The following is a 19,201-nucleotide window of genomic DNA, read 5'->3' on the forward strand; positions in this document are numbered from 1 at the left end:
CGTGCCAGTCCGAGGGCCAAGTACTTCCAAAGGATATTTTCAACGCTGTCGGCTTGGTCTTCCCGACACTCAACAATGAGCGTTTTGCAGAATTAACGTTCACAACGCATTTGACACTATATATAGTGTTCCATTGATAGTTCGTACACTATATATGTGCGAGAAACGGTGAAAAATCGAATTCTGCAAAACGCTCAACAATTAATATCACTTGAGGATTCTTGCCCTTCAGGAGACGTTTGTGCTTTTTTAGCACCTTATTGATAAACAAATCAATGAAAAATCCAATCAAAAATCCACTTCCCGCGCTAATGAGCCCCCAGTAAATCGGTCCCCATTTGAGTGAAAACCCAATACTGGCTCCGACAACAGCAAACGCTGTCGCAAGAGCCGCACCTGTGCTAAACAAAGTAACGCCATCGGAATTATGCAGGTTGTCGAGTAGTCTTCTGTCTACCTTCCGATTGGTTAATGGCACGGCAAAAATGTGCTGCTTTTGAATGCCTGCAAGTTCCAGCGCACTAATCGCCAATTCCAGTTTTACTGAATGCTCGAAAGTGGACATAATTTGCATCATTCCGCTATCACTTTTCCCTTTTTAATGGTAAAACTGCGGCTCTGGTAGTTTTTCCGAAGAAAAGTTCTTTGCTCGTATTCGAACAGCTTGTTGTTTTCCACTGTATTGATGTAGGAGTCATACGCGGCAAATCCCCATACGGAAGGCATGAACAACAGCCACTCCGGATTGAGTACATTTGTTGACTTCTGTATGTCACCCGAAAATAAAAATTGCACAGCTTCGAGCAACCGCGATTGATACAAAAAGACAATCCCCCACGCCAGCGCGAAAGACGCCATTAACACTCGATGAATGTGTAGCTGCCCGAGGCCCGGCATAAATAATGACCCCGGATTTCGACGATTAGGTGATTAAGGTCACTGATCGGAACCTGTTTTCGAGTATTTGGTGGATTTGTTAGCGGACACGGCGAAATCATGGTACGGAACTAGAGCAATGGACACACTTCCCCCCTCCCCAAGCCAGGCTATGAACTCCACTTTTTCAATTGGAAGAAAATCTACGTGGCGGCATGAAGCATGAGCAACGACCGATGCTTGGCATACACGGGAAGACGAATGCTCCACTGGCGTGCATGACGCACTAGAATCCCAGGTAGATGGAATAGTCTTCGTCTGAGCCGTCCGGCGGTCCACTGTCGCACCCTTGGTTGAAGCGCGACGTGCTTGTACAGCAGGAGTAGATTATACGCAAGTAGCTTTAGACCTTGTAGCGCTTTGTTGGCATCGAAATTTTGGCTGGAGAATTGGTCGATGGCGAATCCATATTTGGCTTCCTTGATGTGATTCTCAGCGTTACCACGAAAGTTATAGAAGTGCCATACATCCTCGCCGCGCCAGTCAAGCGTTGTGGCAATCGCCTCGTATTCCCAGAGCCACTCCGCACACAGGCACTCCTGTGGGTCAATGTCCAAGCGACGCACAATCACGACCCGCCGAGGCCTGTCCCAGGATGTTGCCTGATACATGATGGAAGTAACGTCACAATGTTTCCGGTCACTCTCTGTGATGCAGTGCCAGAGGAGATTTGGCGCTTGCGCCAACTGTGCGAGTCGCTTGGTCCACTTCAGTTTGATGACGTAATCCCGCTTGTCTTGCTCCAATATCTGAAACACTTTTTCTCCGGTAAACCCTTTATCCATGCGGACGGCACGAATGTTGACGCCATCCGGCAACTGGTCTTTCATCGCCTTGTAGAAATTCGCAAATCTATCTGATGTATGGGCGTCACCAGAGCGCAACTCATCATAGAGACAACAACCAGTGAGTGAATCAAACGCCAGCAAGGGATGGAAACTCGCTCGTCCGTGATGGTGTGGATTATATCCAACAGCGGACTGTTGCTGCGCGCCATAAACAGTCTCTACAGAGGAGTCGATATCGACCACGATGCTTTGTCCTTTGGGGAGAAGTGACTTTAGGATTTGTCTATGCGCCGAACGTATCGCCTTGATGCCAGCGTCGGAGCCAAGCCGCTTGAGGTCCTTATATAACAGAGTCGTATCAGGCAGTTTTGGCACGTCCAACTTCAGCTTCAACAGGGGATCTTGTTCGATGTCCTCAAAGTGGAAAATCCGTTCCTGACCCAGCAAGGAACCGAAAATGACGGTCAGAGCAATATCGTCCATGTGGAACTGGGTGTTTCTGCCCTTGCGTAATCCATGTACCCAAAACTCCCTGTCAATACCCGTTCCCAAAACGAAATCTATGAGACCAGCTGCACCGCCAAAGGAGGTGGCGGCATTCAAATCGTAGCGAGTATGAATTGTAGAGCTTTTACGAGCAAACTGACTTCGTGTATGATTATATTGTTTCACCCAAAAGGTGCTCCTTCCTAGCGAAGATGTGGTTCTTGACAAACTCATCTTAGCCATACGGGGAGCACCTTTTCAATTATTCACACCAGTTCATGAGGACACAATCGTCGAAATCCGGGATGACCACAAAACCGACATGATGGGATTTCTCTTGTCCAAATAATTAATTTCAGCACTCCCAACCGTATATGAGTTAAATGGCGCATCCTCCCGTTCAGCAAGCAAGTACACATTATTCATATCTACACACGTTCGATAGCTGTCCCAGATACCAAATAGGAAGACAGGGATATACATCAACATCCATCTGGGGTTTAGATCTGTCTTTGCAAGTTCAAACTTTCCCTCGAACGAGTGCACCATCGCGGTGTTGATGTCCGCCTGCACGTTGACAACCACTTCCCAAATAAACAAAATATAGCCTCGCAAATATTTACTCAAAAGCAGATGACCAAACCCGGGAAACGCCGCAGACCACCAAGCAATCATATAAGGATTGCGCAATGCAGTTGCGTCGTGCCAAGCACACTGACATGCGCTTTGTAACGTCTGTACTGATTGGATATATTCCGAAAATTCTCCGCGGACAAAACAACCTTTTTAGGATACGTTTTCAAGGCCTCATACAGGTATTGTGTCATTCTCGCAAATCGATATTCACCGTGTGCATGGATAAACCGCTTATTGCGCACACATGGCTTCCGTCACAGCGGTATTGTTTTCAGGGAGCGCACTATTTCCCTACTGAAGTAATCCCGAGGCGGTTAAAAAATTCTTTGCCACTGTTGCCGGACTCATGCCCTCCACATCCACCTCGTAGTTCATTTTTCGCATTTCACAGTCCGTGATTTTTCCAGAAAGTTTATCTAAAACCGGTACAATCTGTGGATATTCTTGAACTGTATCTTGTCGTAGTAAGGGTGCCCCTTGATACGGTGGGAAGAAGTGCTCATTATCCTGCAAGACAACCAAGTGATATTTTTGCAAAGCGCTGTCGGTTGAATAAGCGTCCACAAGATTGACCTCGCCCTTCTCCAGCGCCGCATAGCGAACGCCCGGATCCAACGAAACAATGAAGAAATGAAAACCGTATTTCTTAGCGAGACCAAGGTAGCCATCCTGAATGGTGGAAAATTCGGGATCAAATCCTGCTTTCACATACTGTTGAACACGTGCCAGGTCAGAAATCGTTTTGAGGTGGTATTTGTCAGCAAAACTTTGTGTCACCGCGAGTGCGTAAGTATCGTTAAACTGCGTTGGTTCTAACAAATCCATATTGAATTTTTCGCCATACCCACTTTAGCCTGCTGATAAACCGACGCCGAATTTGTACTTTTCGGGGTTTCTTTTAGCAGTTCAGTAATGGCGGTTCCTGTAAATTCCGGATAGAGATCAATATCCTTCGATTCAAGTGCGTTAAACACAAAAGTTGTATCCCCAAGACCAGGCTTTAGTTGAACATGTAAATTCGTGTCGTGCTCAATGAGCAGTGCGTACATGTTGTCGAGAATTTCTGGTTCGGCGCCAAGTTTCCCGGAAATCACAATCGTCTTCTTCGCGCCCGGATTGATCAACCGTGCGCCAAACATGGATCCCACGATGAGAAGAATGATGAGCACAAAGACACTCGCGACAATGGTCGTTCGTTTGAACGAGATTCGTTCAAGCTGCCGCAGCAGAACGTCGAAGACAATCGCGAGCAGCGCCGTGGGAATGGCGCCGATAATGATCAGTGGGTAATCGTTGCGGTCGATGCCAAGTAAGATGACGGATCCGAGTCCGCCAGCCCCAATCAATGCCGCAATGGTTGCGGTTCCGATAATTAAAATGGTCGCTGTTCGAATACCCGCCAGAATCACAGGCGTTGCCAACGGGAGTTCGACTTTGAGCAGTCGTTTTCGCGTGTTCATCCCCATGGCGCGTGCGGCTTCAATTAAAGAAGGGTCAACTTCCTTGATGCCCGTGTATGTATTGCGTAAGAGGGGGAGCAAAGCATATGCCACAAGGGCGATGACGGCCGGTACCGTCCCGATTCCGAAGACAGGAATTAAAATACCCAATAAAGCCAGAGAAGGAATGGTTTGCACAACCCCAGCAAAGCCGATGATGACCTCGGCAATCTTCTGCCGTCGCGTCAAATAAATGCCGAGGGGTATCGCAATGACCAATGAGAAGAAGAGGGCAATCAGAGAAATTTCAATATGCTGTAACAAGGCGCTTAAAAGCTGAGACTTCGTCTGTGAAAACGCGCGAACCAAATTATTCATTCCGCTGCCCTCCGACCCTCAAATATTGCGACATGTACGAAAGTACATGCTGACGATTGATGATCCCGATTGGATGCCCATCTTCCTCGACACAGAGTTGTTCAAATCGGGATAGGTGTTCCAACACCTCATCGAAAGGCGTATCGAGTGGAATCATCTTTGTTTCAGCGGCAGCGGTTTGCACCGGATGCACAAGTTCCTTTAAATTGACGGTGAATTTATAGCCGCCGACAAACTCCCGCACAAAATCGTTCGCCGGATCCGTCAAGAACTCATGAGGGGTTCCAACCTGAACCAGTTCTCCCCCTTTCATCAGACCAATCCGATCCCCAAGTTTCATCGCCTCTTGCATATCATGCGTGACAAATACAATCGTCTTCTTGAGTTTCTGTTGGATTTCCAAAAGGTCATCCTGTAATTTTTCTCTACTGAACGGATCGAGCGCACTAAAGGGTTCGTCCATGAGGAGGATTTCCGGATCAGCCGCAAGCGCCCGTATGACCCCCACGCGTTGCTGTTGACCGCCGGACAACTCTCGCGGCTTACGGTTTCTATAAACGCTCGGCTCCAGTCCCACCATCGTCAGTAACTCATCCACCCGCGCAGCGATTCTTCGCTTATCCCAGTGCCTGAGTTCCGGTACGACAGCGATATTTTCGGCAATCGTCATATGGGGAAAAAGCGCAATTTGCTGAAGGACGTAGCCAATATTCCAACGAAGTTCATCGATATCGTAGTCGCTGATTTTCTTGTCGTTCACCCAGACGGTCCCCTCAGACAAGTCAATCAAGCGATTAATCATTTTCAATGTGGTCGTCTTTCCGCAACCGCTCGGGCCAATCAGCACAAAAAATTCTCCGTCGTGAATTTGCAAGTTTAGCGACTGCACGGCAAACCTGCCGCCTGCGTACTGTTTGGACACATGATCAAATCGGATCACGCTATCGCTCCTTTGACTCGTGAGACACACATTACGTTTTATATAAAACTTTCATCCCGAACATTCATACCTGTATTTTTCCGTCACATTCATTCCTGTCCCCTCGTCTATTAAATCAGAATTATATTTTGACAACGAGGTGACAGTAGATGAAACAAAGACGGTTCCTTGGCGCGGCAGCAGTTGTGACAACGACAGCGGCAGTCATCACAACCTTTGCCACAGGGAATGCATCCGTGTATGCGGCGAAGCAAAATCAGCCCATCGTGCGCGCAAGCATTATCGTAAACGACACGACAGTTGAACAAAACATTTCCGGTTATGTACAGTCGAACACGGTATGGCTGCCGCTCAGTGACGTCGTTCAGGCGTTGCGTCAGTTGGGTCCAACCATCACGTATGCCAATCATCAATTACTCATTGGTAATCTGGCACACCAAAGCGGAACGTTAGGGACCGCCAAACCGGGGACACTGGATATCGCGTGCGGATCGACCGTCTTTACAAATGTTCCCGTGCAAGAAACAACCCGTTCAAATTCAACATCCACCGCTTACATCCCTGTGTGGTACGTATTGCAAGCGTTGACTTAAGGGCTTCCAGGCTATGACGCGCAGTGGAGTGGGAATCAGTTGACGCTCACGGACGACGCCCTGGGTGCGCCCAGCGTGCGTGAAATTGAATCCGTCATGCAACGTACGGTGGAGACAAACGATGCAACCGAACATTTTCAACTTACCGGCACCCCGGTGAGCATCACAAGTTCAAACGGAGATACATTTACAGCGGCCCTAGGCACACGCTCTCCGACAGCCGATGGATACGGGCAGATTGTGTTTTTCTTCCACAATCATCGCTTCGTCGGACTCGATTCATCCTCAGAAAAGGTAGCCGTTCAATCCATCAAACCTGCGCAAAGCGGAATGCAATTCGATGTGACTTATGCAAACTATGCGCCATCCGATCCGATGTATGCCCCCTCCCTCGCACCTGTCACCGTTTCGTACGCGTGGAACGGATCTTCCGTGACCATGGAAGGAAATACGTCAATCCCAAGCGGCGCATTGAACGGCTTCAGCGTGCAAACGACGCAATCTCCGGTCAACACTTCAGCACCGGCAGATGCTGTGCAAGCCATTCAGTCTGGGCTGCCGAAACTTGCGAAACTAGTCAATCTCCCTGGAGAATCCACCCCGTATCTATCTGTTGATCTCAACGCAGACGGCCAACCTGAACTCGCCTCGGCGTATCAAACCACGGATGGAAACATCGGCCTCATCGTCGTTGGCCTCGTCAATGGCACATGGAAAACACTGTGGCAAAAGACAACCGATGGCACCCAGTTGCGCGAATTCAACTCAGGCGCCATGACGGGCGATGGTACTGAGGAAATTGCATTTCAAACGTATATCGGAGACGGAGCGAACAACGTTATCGTTCTCAAGTGGACGAAGGGTCAGGTGACCCCTGTGCTCAATGTGTCGGGCTCAGCAGATATCGGCGATTTCAACGGCAACGGACAAATGGAGGTTGCCAATTGGGTCCACGACACGGGTCCATTAGAAAATATCCAACTATACGCATGGAACCAGACGGACAATCGGTTCATGGCGGTGCCAAACTCGCTATATCCCGCTTACTTCGCAGGGGCAGTATACCAGTACGACAAAGCAATCTCCACTGCAAATGCCACACTTGTACCCAAAATGGTGGACTATGCGTGGGCTGAAACCTATCTGAACATGGGGGATTACAGCAAGGCCCTCGCGAAAGCACAAGCCGGTTTACGCCAACCCAAAACGGATTACCCAAGCGATAGCGCCTTACAATCCATCGCAAACCAAGCACAAAAGAATGAGGCAGCAACGAAAACATGGAGTAACCTACCAGCATCCATCAAGCAATCCATCAATCAAATCATTCAACACTACGCGAATTTCTATCATCCGGTGCCTGAGTCCACTCCGCTTGTAACGAAGCAGTCGAACGGATTATGGTCGGTTCACGTCAGTGGATTATTCGACTCGACGCACAACGGGCAATATTTGACGGCAACCTCGCTCACGTTTCAAGTGAACGCTTCCGGACTTGTCACAGGCTCATTAACAGCGACTGATCCATTTGCAACAGTGATATGGACAGCCTAAATGAAGGTGAGACGTCGCAAGTGACGTCTGAGAAATGGCGTTGGTAAGTGTTACTCATCACCTACTGAAAGTGGCAGCGTCCCTCGCATAGACGAGGAACGTTGCCACTTCATCACATATTTCTTGGTTCAACTTTCTTGGTTCAACGCAGTGAACTACAAAACAGCGTAGTCTTCATCCCGTTTGTCCGTAATCAACATGTGCCCTGGCGCGTGTGTGATCATCAGGTCCGGCTTTACCTGCATCGCGATAGCTTGCGGCGTGACACCGCACGCCCAAAAGACAGGCACTTCATTCGGACGAATAGAAACGGAATCGCCAAAATCAGGTTTTGTAATATCAACAATACCGATAGCCGCGGGGTCTCCAATATGGACAGGTGCACCGTGTACCGATGGAAATCGCGACGTCACTTGCACTGCGCGAATGACATCTTCATGCGGAATGGGTCGCATACTGACCACCATCGGCCCTTCGAATCTGCCAGCTTTCACGGTTTGAATATTTGTCTTATACATCGGTACATTGCAGTGCTCATCGATATGTCGAATGGAAATACCATTGTTCATGAGGGGGTATTCAAATGTAAAGCTGCAGCCAATCAGAAACGCGACCATGTCATCTTCCCAATATTCCAGTATGTCATGGACTTCGTCTGTCAGTTCCCCATGACGATAAATGCGGTACTTCGGAAGATCAGTACGGACGTCCGCGGTAGGTGCCACGAGACGCGGTATCGGTAACCCAGGCTCCGTTACATCGAGAACCGGGCAGGGTTTCGGATTCCGTTGACAAAACAAAAGAAACTCGAAGGCCAATTCCTTTTTCAAAATCGCCATGTTTGCTTGCGTATAACCACTGGCCATGCCTGCGGTTGGGCGAGTCCATTCGTTACAACGAATTCGCCTTCGGGCTTCGGCAGGTAACAGCCTTTCTTCATCCATTCCGCGTTCGTCCCCCTGACATCGTGTACGTATCTGTCATATTCACAATGAAACAACCCCGATGGTTTAAATTTATAAAAAATTAATATACTTACGATTAATTTATATTATTGAGCGTTTTGCAGATTGATAAAGCCTTGTAGGACAAGGGCTTGGAAGACATGAAAAAGGACTTCACCCCAACCTTCGAGAAGATTTCAAGTGACCAAACCAGAAATTTTCGAGGAGGGAAGTCCCACTATGTATATTCTCCAACCATCGCTCTTTTCCTTTGAGGACTGGCTAGAAATTGACTCCAGCGATCGTCTGCCCTTGTTCTTTGCTGTCTTGGATTTACAACCCTATGCTTCGAAATTGAGAAAACAGTCACCCCAAGGCGCGAAACCTATGAATCGTGAAGCGATTCTGCGTGCACTGCTGGCTGCTCCGCTTGAAGGAATCTCAACGTTCACAAGGCTTCATGAACGGTTGGCGCGAGATATACGCTTTCGCTACCAGTGTGGGTTTCGAATCGACGAAGCAGCCCCGTCGGTCTCCACACTGAGTCGCGTGTTTTCAGCCGTTGTTGAGTTGGGTCTCGCTGAGAAGCTCTTCATTGACCTGGTCAGTCAATGTAAAGAAGCGAGCATCATCAACGGTCGCCATTTGGCTGTGGACAGTGCCGCCGTGAAGTCCTACGAGAAAAAGCAACCTAAGTCCAAGAGCCAGGAAACGGGCAATGCCAACTGGGGCGCAAAATACGATACCTTTGGCAACAAACTTGCTTGGTTCGGATACAAATTCCACTTGGCTGTGGACACCGCGAGTGAACTGCCAGTTGCTTTGGATGTCACACCAGCGAACGTCTTTGATGGTGAGATGGCGGCGCCATTGCTGGAACACGTCGTGACGACGCACGGTTGGAAAATCGACTTTGTCATGATGGACGCTGGATATGATCAAGTCAAAAACTATGAAACGGTTCGTCAATATGGTGCACAGGCAATTATCGCGATGAACAAGCGCGGTGAAAAAGAACCGCCTGAAGGAATAGCATCGGACGGGACGCCGCGTTGCACGATGGGATATGACATGGTGTATTGGGGTGCAGACGGTGACCGACTAAAGTTTCGCTGCCCGCACGCGGTTGGGAAGGTAGATTGTCCGCTTGGAATCGCGACATGTTCCGAATCCAACTACGGTATGGTGGTCAAAAAGCGGATCACAGAAGATATTCGGCGTTACTGCGCACCACACCGAGGCACGCAGAATTGGAAGCTGTTATACAACGAGCGAACTGCTGTAGAGCGTTGTAACGCAAGACTTAAGACGAATTTGACGGCGAACGACGTCCATGTCCGAGGCATTCGAAAAGTAAAGACGTACATGTTCCTCAACGCGATCGTGTTACTTGCATCGGCACTAGCTGTGAACCATATCGAACGACACAAGAAAACTGCATAAATCATAACGAGTTGACCTGACGAGAAACGGCGCTCGAATACCAGTATGTGGAATTCAGTTCACTTACCCTAGATGCTGTTCCTTTTTCACCTCTACCCAAAACGACCATTCTGCAAAACGCTCTTATTTATATAGTGTATTATATTCTAAATTTAAAAAGTGAGAAAAGAGGTACTGAATTGAGCGACCGCCCAATTGCTGCAAACAAGCGCCCTGCGGGAATGAAAGCCGCGAGTATTTCCACGCTGATTGGCGCTGCATTTTTGATGGCGACATCGGCCATTGGACCTGGATTCTTGACGCAAACTGCAGTCTTCACGCAAACCTATGGCGTGAATTTCGCATTCGCTATCCTAGCATCCATTTTGCTCGACATTGGGGCACAGATGAATACGTGGAGAGTCATTGGCTATACCGGGCTTCGAGGACAGGAGATTGGCAACAAAGTCCTTCCCGGACTAGGTGTCTTGCTTTCGATTTTGATTGTCATTGGGGGACTTGCGTTTAACATCGGCAACCTCGCCGGCGCGGGCCTCGGGCTCAATGTGCTGTTCGGTTTGAATACGAAGTTGATGGCCACCGTCTCTGCTCTCATTGCAATTCTCATCTTCCTGTCGCGCAATGCCGGCCGCATTGTCGATCGCGTCGCACAGATTCTCGGCGCCATCATGATTATCTTGGTGATTGTCGTCATGGTCACAAGCCACCCTCCGGTCGGCAAAGCAGCGATTGCAAGTATCCTGCCTGCGAGTTATGGCGCGATGATGCTCCCAATGATTACGCTCGTTGGCGGCACCGTCGGCGGTTATATCACATTCGCGGGCGGACACCGTTTAGTCGAAGCCGGCATCTCTGGTGAAGAACACCTCGGCCAAGTGACCAAGTCATCGTTTTCCGGCGTCATCATCACAGGTCTGATGCGCATCTTTCTGTTCCTCGCGATTCTTGGCGTCGTTTCGGCCGGACACGTGCTCGACAGCCAGAATCCCCCCGCATCTGCATTCCGTTTTGCACTCGGTGTGGTAGGTTACAAATTCTTCGGCATTGTCCTGTGGAGTGCGGCCATCACTTCCGTCATCGGGGCCGCCTATACAAGTGCCACCTTTCTACACGGGTTTGGCCCTTGGTTTCGCGAGCACCAACGCACAATCATCATCGCATTTATTGTCTTCTCCACACTTGTATTCGATCTCTACGGTCAACCCGCCAAAGTCCTCGTGCTCGTCGGTGCATTAAATGGGTTAATTCTGCCGTTGACGCTGATTGTCATTCTCATCGCCGCGCGCAGCAAGCGAATCATGGGCGAGAAATACCGACATCCAGTTTGGCTATACGTATTCGGCGTACTTGCCTTCCTCGTGACACTCTATGCCGCGATTATCTCCATACATCAACTGCCTGGGTTGTAATGCACAGACTGGGGAGACATAACAACTGTACTAGTGATTCCCTTTGAGAGACAAAGTATCAAATAGCGCATGACACAATCAGCACCGATGCACCCATACCTCGGGCTATATCAATAGCCCGAAACCTGTTCTTCGAATCTCTGTCCGCACTACTACAGATCTACATTGCAAAATAAAAATGAGCATTTTGGAAAAAGACTATCCCATATACGAGAATAGATATATGTTTCAGGTTTCTTACATTTAATTATTCACCTGTCTTAATTGCACAGATTCTTGATTTTTATTCCGTATATATTCCAAAATGGCTCTCTTGATAAATGAGCGTTTTGCAGAATTAACGTTCACAACGCATTTGACACTATATATAGTGTTCCATTGATATTTCGTACACTATATATGTGCGAGAAACGGTGAAAAATCGAATTCTGCAAAACGCTCAAATACTAAAGGAATGGAGAATATAGTAGAAAATATAATCAATTTTATTGGTGGGAATGTATCGAGGACAGCTTGACTCATAAGATGATGAGGATTGCCCATCAGTAAATGCTCGGTTAGAGGAATTACGGCAAATAGAACAAGAGCATACGAAACGAACATGAACAACGGGTTACATGAGCTATGCAGTTGCTGGATGAATAAGGTAGTTAAAATATTTTGAACAAACTTCGATAACCAGACAAAAGTACTTGACTTTTTCAAAACACCCCAACAATCGCTGAGGAGGCACCTAAATGCCTATCTCTTAGCGATTCGGGTGTAGATGATGGCGCGTTTATGTAAACCTAAGTTCAAAGAACTATCGTCGTTCAGCAATGTCGGCGGAGCGCCTGTATTACGTACTCTTTGGGACCGTTTTGACCTGTCCCTTCTCTTGTCCCAGTCAGGCATCTTCAAAATCCGTGGCGTAGCCACCTGGGTCCTTGCCTTTCTCTATGTTGTCGGACTCATCAATCGTTGCCAGTCTGTCAATACCCTGGCTTCATTCTTCAACCAAGACGGTTTGTTACAACGCATGTTTGGCGTCCAGAAAATTACCCAGTCTGCACTAAGCCGCTTTTTGACGGGGTTTTCCCAGTGGGATACGTTCAACAAGAAACGCACAGCCCGCCTTCAAGAAGACCCCGACACTGCCCTCACACAAGGAGATGTCCTCGCGTTGGACGATACGCACGCTCCACATCCATACGCCAATGAGATTCCGTTTCTCTATTGGCTCTACGACAGTTCAAGCAAAGTCTACACATGGGCGATGAATATCGTCGCATTACACGCTGTCCGGGTAGTGTCCCGTCAAGTGGTGTAAATTGAGTGCAACCCCTAGTGTTAGCTATTTATGCAAAACTGACGTTGGAGCTAGTAACTGCTGTTCATCAGTGCCAATGAGTTTTGCCATAGACTCTCGGCTGAAGTAGCGCCTTGCAACTATCCATTCATCGTTCTGCTCTTGGAGAATCGATCCTCCAAGGCGCAATACAGACTCTCGGTTGGGGAATATGCCAACCACATCAAAGCGCCGCCTTAGTTCACGATTTAAGCGCTCAAGTGGGTTTGTCGAGCAAATCTGCTTCCAGTGCTCCTTCGGGAATCCCATGTATGCTAATACGTCTTCCTCTGCACGTTCCAGAACACCCATCGCTTTTGGAAACTTTCCTTGAAGTTGTTTCACAACGACAGATAATTGCTGTTTGGCGGCTTCCTGCGTCGGCTGCGCAAAGATGGTCCGGACAATGGATGAGACCATCGCTTGTGACGCTCTAGGCACCTGGCTGAGAATATTGCGCATTGTGTGGACACGACAGCGCTGCCAGGTCGCTCCAGTCAGCGCAGAAGCAATGGCACTACGCAGTCCTTCGTGCGCGTCGCTAATTACTAACTGTACGCCACGCAATCCACGTGCAATCAGACTGCGGATGAATGTGAGCCAAAACGCGCCGTCCTCGCTGGTGCCAATGTCAAATCCCAATACTTCACGCTCACCGGTGTTTCGCACACCAATGGCAATCACAAACGCCATGCTCTGCACCCGTCCGCCTTCTCGCACTTTCGGGAAAGTGGCATCTAGCCAAAGATATGGATACGTCCCCTCCAGCGGGCGGTTTTTGAAGTCCTGCACTACATCGTCGAGTTCTTTACAGATTCGAGACACTTCGCTTTTGCTGATTCCTTGAATCCCCATAGATTCGACCAACTCATCCACTTTACGAGTGCTCACATATACTGGCCCCAGAGTCAACCCAGACAGATGACGTGAGGTAAAATAGACGTAGTGAGGTGTTTGACTCATGCCAGGACGTAAGTGGACTGTGGACGAGAAAATGAACATTGTGTTGGAAGGGATGGTTCCCGGGGCGAATATCAGCGAGGTTTGCCGACAGCATGGTGTGGCCCAAAGTCTGTATTACAAGTGGCGTGACGCATTTCTGACTGGTGGACGAGCAGGGCTTCAGTCAGGTCCTTCTACCCGGGAGCAGGAGTTGGAGAAGCAGTTGCAGGAAGCCATGAGCAAAATTGGCGAGCAGGCTATGGAAATCGATGTGTTGCGAAAAAAATCGAACTGGGGCCGGAAGTAAGCAGCCGTTCCTTGGTTGCTCAGCTCGTCAAGGAAGGGTTTCGGGTCCCAGTGATTGCGAAAGCATTGGAGCTGAATCGAACTTATTGTTATAGCTTGTTAAAGGAGCCTGTGAAGAAGGCGAAAAAAGCGGTTATAGATAAAGACGCCCTATTGAAACAGCGGATTCGCCATCTATGCGAGAGGTTCCCACGATATGGATACCGTAGAATCAAGGTCATGTTGCGTCGTCAATACAGCATGCAGGTAAACCACAAACGAGTACACCGGCTCATGCGGGAAATGGGATTGTTGGTCAAATCCCCACAGCGAGAAGCTTCCCGAAAGAAGCGGTCTGGAAAGATTCCGGTGAGTCAGTCAAACGAACACTTCCAGTGCGATATGACAAAGATTTGGTGTGGTAAGGATGGCTGGGGATATCTATTCGCGGTAATCGATGCGTACGACCGTGAAATTGTGGGGTATTCGTTTTCGCGCTATTGCCGGACAGAGGAATTGCTGCAGGCTGTGGATAACGCATTCAACTACCGATTCCCGAGCGGGGTACTAGGCGCAAACTTAACGCTCAGAACTGACAACGGATGCCAAATGACAAGTCGACGATTCGTACAAGCCATGAAGGACTGCCAGGTGAAACATGAACGGACAGGTTATAACAACCCGGACGCAGATGGCTATATCGAACGTTTCTTCCGTTCGTTGAAGGAGGAAGAAGTTTGGATGCAGGAATACGACAACTTCGCGGAAGCCCAGATCGCAATCAAAACGTATATTGAGTTCTACAACAAAGAGCGCCCGCACTCAGCGTTGGGCTATCGTACACCGCAGGAATTCAGAAAATGGAAGGAATCAAAAGAGGCAGCGTAGACCTGATAATTATCAGAATAGAATGGCGTTATCTCAAAAAATTATGCACATCTGTCTTGACAGGACGGGGTTCAATACGCACACCATGCACATACGCTTCTTGAACAACGGACAGAAGGGCTTTTTCAGCCTTCCGCCGAGGTTCTAGGATACTTGGGAAGTAACTCCCTTTACGAAGCTTGGGAATCTGCAAATCGATCGTTCCGACACGAGTATCCCATTCTCGTTCTCTATACCCATTACGGCTGTTGCTACGCTTCTCACTACGCTCATATCGCTCAGCGCCAATCAGGGAGCTCACCTCAGCCTCCATCACTGCTTGGGTGAGAACCCTCAGCCCTTCTTTCAAGAAATCCACATCACCATCTTCTAATCCGATCTTGCGAATTAACTCCAAAAGTGCGATCTTATCCGTATAAGCCATCGAAGTGCCTCCTCTACTGATTGCTGCACACTTTTAGTAGATTGCACTCGATGGCTTTTTCGTCAAGATTCAGCCTCCTGAAGAATTTACACCACTACTTGAGACTTTAACGCTGTCCGCTGTAACGGCATCGAATATCCCTGGTCGTATACCATCTGGACGAAGCCCGAAGATGATACGAACAAAAAGCAATCCAAGTTGGATCTGGCGTGGCAAATGCTCCTCGATGTCCGCAAGCAGGTAACGTGCCGGTTGTGGGTAGTGATGGACCGCTGGTATTTCAGCAAACCGTTCCTGCGCCAGTGTGAATCGCAGAACTTCGACTGGGTTACGAAAGCCAAACGCAACACGCAACTGTTCCGCCGACTGATTGAGCCAGGCACGGGCCGTGAACGGTTCGTTCCGGTACGTCCAAAGGACCTCATCCGTGAGGTTTATCCGCTGCTTATGCAGCAACGCGATGTAGATGTAGCCTCCGTCGCATGTGAGAATATCTACCTCAAGATGCCCACCACTTCGGTAAATCGCAAGGGTGAAGTGGTCGTGAAAATGAAGTACGCCCCAATCGCCGCCGTGGTCGGCCAACGGGTAAAACCAGATAACAAGACCACAGAACAAAACGGGCTTGTGGATCCAAACGAACCCGTTGATAAAGACGACTTGGCCGCTGAATACAAGGGAGCGTATCTCCTGATAAGCAACCGTCACGATGCACCCAAAGAGGTTCTCAGTGCCTGGTTAAGACGATGGCATATTGAAATCCTCTTCCGTACCGCAAAGCAGGAACTGGGAATGCTGAATTGTCATTCCTCCAACGAGAATCACATTCACGCACATCTTACACTGCTGTTCACAGCAGAGACGCTGATTCGATATCTGCTTTGGGAACAACGAAAAACAGCGGGCAAAGAAGATTGCACACACGGCCAAGTGATCCGCAATCTGATTTGCATCCGCTGCCGAAACCGTCAAGCCGCTCGAACTAACGAGCCAGGCTCGATCACTATCGATCTTGACACAGAGGCAAAACAATTTGCAAGACTCATTCGCAAACTATGGCCGCTAAATTTAGAATTGCGGTGGTTCGACTCCACCAATAACCAATTATTGAGAGCAACTGCATAGCTCATGTTTAACTTATCCATAGGTACAGTATCACCCAATTCCATGTATTATCATTTATTACATACATGTAGAGTTCCCTTTCTGGGTAATGGTACAACGCGTACAGCACTCTCGCACGTGAATCTTAGTCTATTCAGGAAATTACGTAGATCATGTTCTTATTTTAAGAATGGAAAAGGGATTAGCGAAGAACTCTTTGTTGGATAACAGGTTAAAGCAAATGTGGTGTTAGGATCAAAGAGTGGACATAACGAATCGAGAATGTAAGAATAAGGCGATTTGAGGTGTCCACGTGATGAAGCAATATGACAAGGAATTTAAACTGCATGCTGTTCAATTAGTTTCGGAAAGTGGGAAGCCAGCGAGCCAGGTAGCTCGTGAACTGGGTGTATCACAAAAGACGTTGTATGGCTGGATGTCGAAGTTCAAGGAGGATCCGTCTACTCCGTTCGTTGGCAGCGGGAACCTCAAGCCGGAAGCGAAGGCCCTGCGGGATCTTGAGCGGGAGAACCGCGAACTGCGAGAGGAGAATGCCATCCTAAAAAAAGCCGCGCGCATCTTCATGAACGACCGGAAGTAAGGTACCATTTCATCCACAGAAACCGCTCCAAATTTTCGGTTGAGAAGATGTGCAAGATGTTGGATGTATCTCGGAGCGGGTATTACGCTTGGCGCAGGCGCCCGGAGAGCGAGCGTTCCAAACGCCGAAAACGAATCACGAAACGGATTCACCAGATATTTGTGAAGTCCCGTCGACTTTATGGCAGCCCCAAAATCACGCAAATCCTGCGCAGAGAAGATGGTGAGCGGGTGTCGTAGAAGATGGTGGCGAAAATCATGCGAGAGAACGAACTTCGCAGTCGTACAGTTCGCAAATATAAGGCGACTACATACTCAAACCACAACTATCCGGTACAGGAGAATGGTGAGCGTCAAATGCGCCACACATCCCATGTTTCAAGATAGAAGGTCTAGTATATAAATCACCCCCCACCATCGCTGGTGAGGGTCTTTTGAATTTGGGGGTTATTTTTTCCTGGGGTTGCGGACACTTTCTGGCAAAGCACTTGACCAAGGAAGGAGATCCCGTAGTGTCTCTGGATTGTCTATGTCCACGTTCGGCATTTGTTCGAAGAGATAGGTCAGGTAGTGCAAGGGGCTCAAGCCGTTCTCCTTGGCGGTTTCTACGATGCTGTAGATCATCGCACTGGCCCTCGCTCCGCTAGGCGTGTTACTGAACAGCCACGCCTTGCGCCCCATCACGAATGGTTTAATCGCTCGTTCCGCACGATTGTTGTCAATCTCCAAGTTCCCATCTTCTAAAAAGGCAACAAGTTTTGGCCATCGGTTCAAACAGTATCCAATCGCTTTTCCCAACAGACTTTTTGGTAGAACCTGATCCTTTTGAACTTCAAGCCACGCCAAAAAAGCGTCTAAAACCGGGCGACTTCGTTTTAGCCGCTGGTCATAACGTTCCTCTGGGGTCGCGTCTTTTAAATCGCGTTCAATTTTGAAAAGTTGGTTGCAGTAATTGAGACCTTCCCTCGCAGCAACCGGGGCATTTCTTTTGTTGGAGGGAAGCGATTTAATCGCTTCGTCAAAACCACGTCGAGCATGGCTCCAACAAGACACGGTGACTACATTCGGAATCTGGTTGTACCCGGCGTAGCCATCCACATGAAGGTAACCCTTGAACCCGTTGAGAAAATGAATCGGGTGCTCTTGAGCCCGGGTCATTTGGTACTCATACAGTACGATTGGCGGAGCATCCCGCCCCGTACGGTATAGCCACATGTATGAGTTTGTCTCAGCGGCTCGACCGTATTCATGCAAGACCTGAACAGTGGTCTCATCTGCGTGCAAGTACTTGCATCTAAGCAGTTCTCTGTGCATTCGTTCGTAGATTTTCTGGAGCCATTGGTTCGCCCCAGTTAGTACCCAGTTCGCCATGGTCTGTCGTGATAATGGCATGCCTTGGCGTGCAAATTGCTGCTCCAGCCGATAAAGCGGCATACCATCCCCATACTTCTTGTCCATGATGTAGGCCACCGCCGATGGCGATGCCAAGCTACCCGGAAAAGCTGGACGCGGCATCTTCGCCTTCACCACAGGCGTTTCAGTCCCATTGCGTTCGCACGGTCGACAACTGTATATGATTTGCACATGTTCGATGACGATTTTCTGAGCCGGAATAATCTTCAGCTCTTTACGAATCTCAGAACTCATCTCGTGCATGCATTCTCCACAGCAAGGGCAGACCCGCTCGTCTTCCGAGAGCCGATACTCGATACGCTCCACGGGCAGATTCTTGAGCAGTTCGTCCCGAAAGCCTGGTTGCTTCTTGCGGGGCTTAACCGAGACGGATTCGGTCGTCGGTTCCTCAATTGCAGGCTCTGATTCGACTTCCACTTCATTGAACAGCCGCAATTGCTCTGAGTCGGAACGCTCGCTCGTCGCACCAAAGCGTTTATGCTTAGACAAACGAAGTTGCTCTAGGAGGAGACTGACCTGCTGTTTCAAATCCGATATTTCTTGTTTTAATAACCGGTTTTCGTTCTGTATGGATTCAAGCTGTTCGGTCTGTGAAGCCGATGATTTTTCATGTTTACTGATTCGACATTGATGACCATAATCCCTTGTCATGATTGGATTCTTAAGCAATTT

17 protein-coding genes and 3 pseudogenes are annotated in these 19,201 nt (G+C 48.7%); 10 read left to right on the forward strand and 10 right to left on the reverse strand.

Annotated elements, in window-relative coordinates:
* Positions 1–148 precede the first annotated feature (148 nt).
* The 6 genes and pseudogenes from K1I37_RS18910 to opuFA all read right to left on the reverse strand — a co-directional run bounded on the left by K1I37_RS18910 (position 149) and on the right by opuFA (position 5,603).
* Entirely contained in the window at positions 149–577 is a 429-nt protein-coding gene (locus tag K1I37_RS18910; RefSeq protein ID WP_242215939.1) for a hypothetical protein, read from the reverse strand.
* A complete protein-coding gene (locus tag K1I37_RS18915) occupies positions 574–897 on the reverse strand; it encodes a hypothetical protein (RefSeq protein ID WP_021295585.1) in 324 nt (107 codons plus the stop codon). Before K1I37_RS18915 ends, K1I37_RS18910 begins: the two co-directional genes overlap by 4 nt.
* 182 nt (positions 898–1,079) lie before the next feature.
* A complete protein-coding gene (locus K1I37_RS18920; protein WP_242215909.1) occupies positions 1,080–2,396 on the reverse strand; it encodes an IS1380 family transposase in 1,317 nt (438 codons plus the stop codon).
* Between the two features lie 90 nt (positions 2,397–2,486).
* Positions 2,487–2,810: a hypothetical protein gene (locus K1I37_RS21675; RefSeq protein ID WP_322790865.1), complete on the reverse strand. Its 324-nt coding sequence runs from the start codon at positions 2,808–2,810 to the stop codon at positions 2,487–2,489.
* Positions 2,811–3,137: 327 nt separating this feature from the next.
* Positions 3,138–4,663: pseudogene (gene opuFB / locus K1I37_RS18930) on the reverse strand (osmoprotectant update ABC transporter permease/substrate-binding subunit OpuFB).
* The gene (gene opuFA, locus K1I37_RS18935; protein WP_021294734.1) at positions 4,656–5,603 is read right to left on the reverse strand and encodes an osmoprotectant update ABC transporter ATP-binding subunit OpuFA; all 948 of its coding nucleotides are present in this window, start codon (positions 5,601–5,603) and stop codon (positions 4,656–4,658) included. Before opuFA ends, opuFB begins: the two are co-directional and overlap by 8 nt.
* Before the next feature lie 149 nt (positions 5,604–5,752).
* Here opuFA and K1I37_RS18940 point away from each other — a divergent pair, with 149 nt between their 5' ends.
* Together K1I37_RS18940 and K1I37_RS18945 are read left to right on the forward strand one after the other, a co-directional pair.
* Positions 5,753–6,196, forward strand: a complete 444-nt coding sequence (locus tag K1I37_RS18940) for a hypothetical protein (protein ID WP_021294735.1) — start codon at positions 5,753–5,755, stop codon at positions 6,194–6,196.
* A gap of 39 nt (positions 6,197–6,235) precedes the next feature.
* Positions 6,236–7,750 carry an LppP/LprE family lipoprotein gene (locus tag K1I37_RS18945; protein ID WP_021294736.1) on the forward strand — a complete coding sequence of 505 codons (1,515 nt, stop codon included), beginning with the start codon at positions 6,236–6,238 and terminating at the stop codon, positions 7,748–7,750.
* 155 nt (positions 7,751–7,905) lie between these two features.
* On the opposite strand, the gene K1I37_RS18950 is transcribed toward K1I37_RS18945, so the two are convergent.
* On the reverse strand, positions 7,906–8,694 hold the full coding sequence (locus tag K1I37_RS18950; RefSeq protein WP_021294737.1) for a putative hydro-lyase: 789 nt from the start codon (positions 8,692–8,694) through the stop codon (positions 7,906–7,908).
* Between the two features lie 240 nt (positions 8,695–8,934).
* On the opposite strand from K1I37_RS18950, the gene K1I37_RS18955 reads away from it, so the two are divergent.
* The 3 genes from K1I37_RS18955 to K1I37_RS18965 all read left to right on the forward strand — a co-directional run bounded on the left by K1I37_RS18955 (position 8,935) and on the right by K1I37_RS18965 (position 12,855).
* A complete protein-coding gene (locus tag K1I37_RS18955) occupies positions 8,935–10,137 on the forward strand; it encodes a transposase (protein WP_242215902.1) in 1,203 nt (400 codons plus the stop codon).
* A gap of 194 nt (positions 10,138–10,331) precedes the next feature.
* A complete protein-coding gene (locus K1I37_RS18960) occupies positions 10,332–11,546 on the forward strand; it encodes an NRAMP family divalent metal transporter (RefSeq protein ID WP_201766382.1) in 1,215 nt (404 codons plus the stop codon).
* Between the two features lie 766 nt (positions 11,547–12,312).
* Positions 12,313–12,855 carry a hypothetical protein gene (locus K1I37_RS18965; protein ID WP_242215940.1) on the forward strand — a complete coding sequence of 181 codons (543 nt, stop codon included), beginning with the start codon at positions 12,313–12,315 and terminating at the stop codon, positions 12,853–12,855.
* Between the two features lie 24 nt (positions 12,856–12,879).
* Here K1I37_RS18965 and K1I37_RS18970 read toward each other — a convergent pair.
* Positions 12,880–13,764: pseudogene (locus K1I37_RS18970) on the reverse strand (IS256 family transposase); the annotation flags it as partial.
* Between the two features lie 70 nt (positions 13,765–13,834).
* On the opposite strand from K1I37_RS18970, the gene K1I37_RS18975 reads away from it, so the two are divergent.
* Both K1I37_RS18975 and K1I37_RS18980 read left to right on the forward strand, forming a co-directional pair.
* Positions 13,835–14,122 carry a transposase gene (locus K1I37_RS18975; RefSeq protein WP_242215916.1) on the forward strand — a complete coding sequence of 96 codons (288 nt, stop codon included), beginning with the start codon at positions 13,835–13,837 and terminating at the stop codon, positions 14,120–14,122.
* Between the two features lie 11 nt (positions 14,123–14,133).
* The gene (locus K1I37_RS18980; RefSeq protein ID WP_272496356.1) at positions 14,134–14,988 is read left to right on the forward strand and encodes an IS3 family transposase; all 855 of its coding nucleotides are present in this window, start codon (positions 14,134–14,136) and stop codon (positions 14,986–14,988) included.
* Between the two features lie 79 nt (positions 14,989–15,067).
* On the opposite strand, the pseudogene K1I37_RS18985 reads toward K1I37_RS18980, so the two are convergent.
* A pseudogene (locus K1I37_RS18985) lies at positions 15,068–15,412 on the reverse strand (transposase); the annotation flags it as partial.
* A 153-nt stretch (positions 15,413–15,565) separates the two neighbouring features.
* Here K1I37_RS18985 and K1I37_RS18990 point away from each other — a divergent pair.
* The 3 genes from K1I37_RS18990 (at position 15,566) to K1I37_RS19000 (ending at position 17,356) form a co-directional block, all read left to right on the forward strand.
* A complete protein-coding gene (locus K1I37_RS18990) occupies positions 15,566–16,537 on the forward strand; it encodes a transposase (protein ID WP_269078039.1) in 972 nt (323 codons plus the stop codon).
* Positions 16,538–16,832: 295 nt separating this feature from the next.
* Positions 16,833–17,117, forward strand: a complete 285-nt coding sequence (locus tag K1I37_RS18995) for a transposase (protein WP_021295592.1) — start codon at positions 16,833–16,835, stop codon at positions 17,115–17,117.
* A gap of 56 nt (positions 17,118–17,173) precedes the next feature.
* Positions 17,174–17,356 carry an IS3 family transposase gene (locus K1I37_RS19000; RefSeq protein ID WP_161624331.1) on the forward strand — a complete coding sequence of 61 codons (183 nt, stop codon included), beginning with the start codon at positions 17,174–17,176 and terminating at the stop codon, positions 17,354–17,356.
* 207 nt (positions 17,357–17,563) lie between these two features.
* Here K1I37_RS19000 and tnpC read toward each other — a convergent pair whose 3' ends face one another.
* Positions 17,564–19,180, reverse strand: coding sequence for an IS66 family transposase (tnpC, locus tag K1I37_RS19005; RefSeq protein ID WP_242215941.1), 1,617 nt, complete (start codon positions 19,178–19,180; stop codon positions 17,564–17,566).
* Between the last annotated feature and the right edge of the window lie 21 nt (positions 19,181–19,201).

The organism is Alicyclobacillus acidoterrestris (genome assembly GCF_022674245.1).
Taxonomy (GTDB): domain Bacteria; phylum Bacillota; class Bacilli; order Alicyclobacillales; family Alicyclobacillaceae; genus Alicyclobacillus; species Alicyclobacillus acidoterrestris.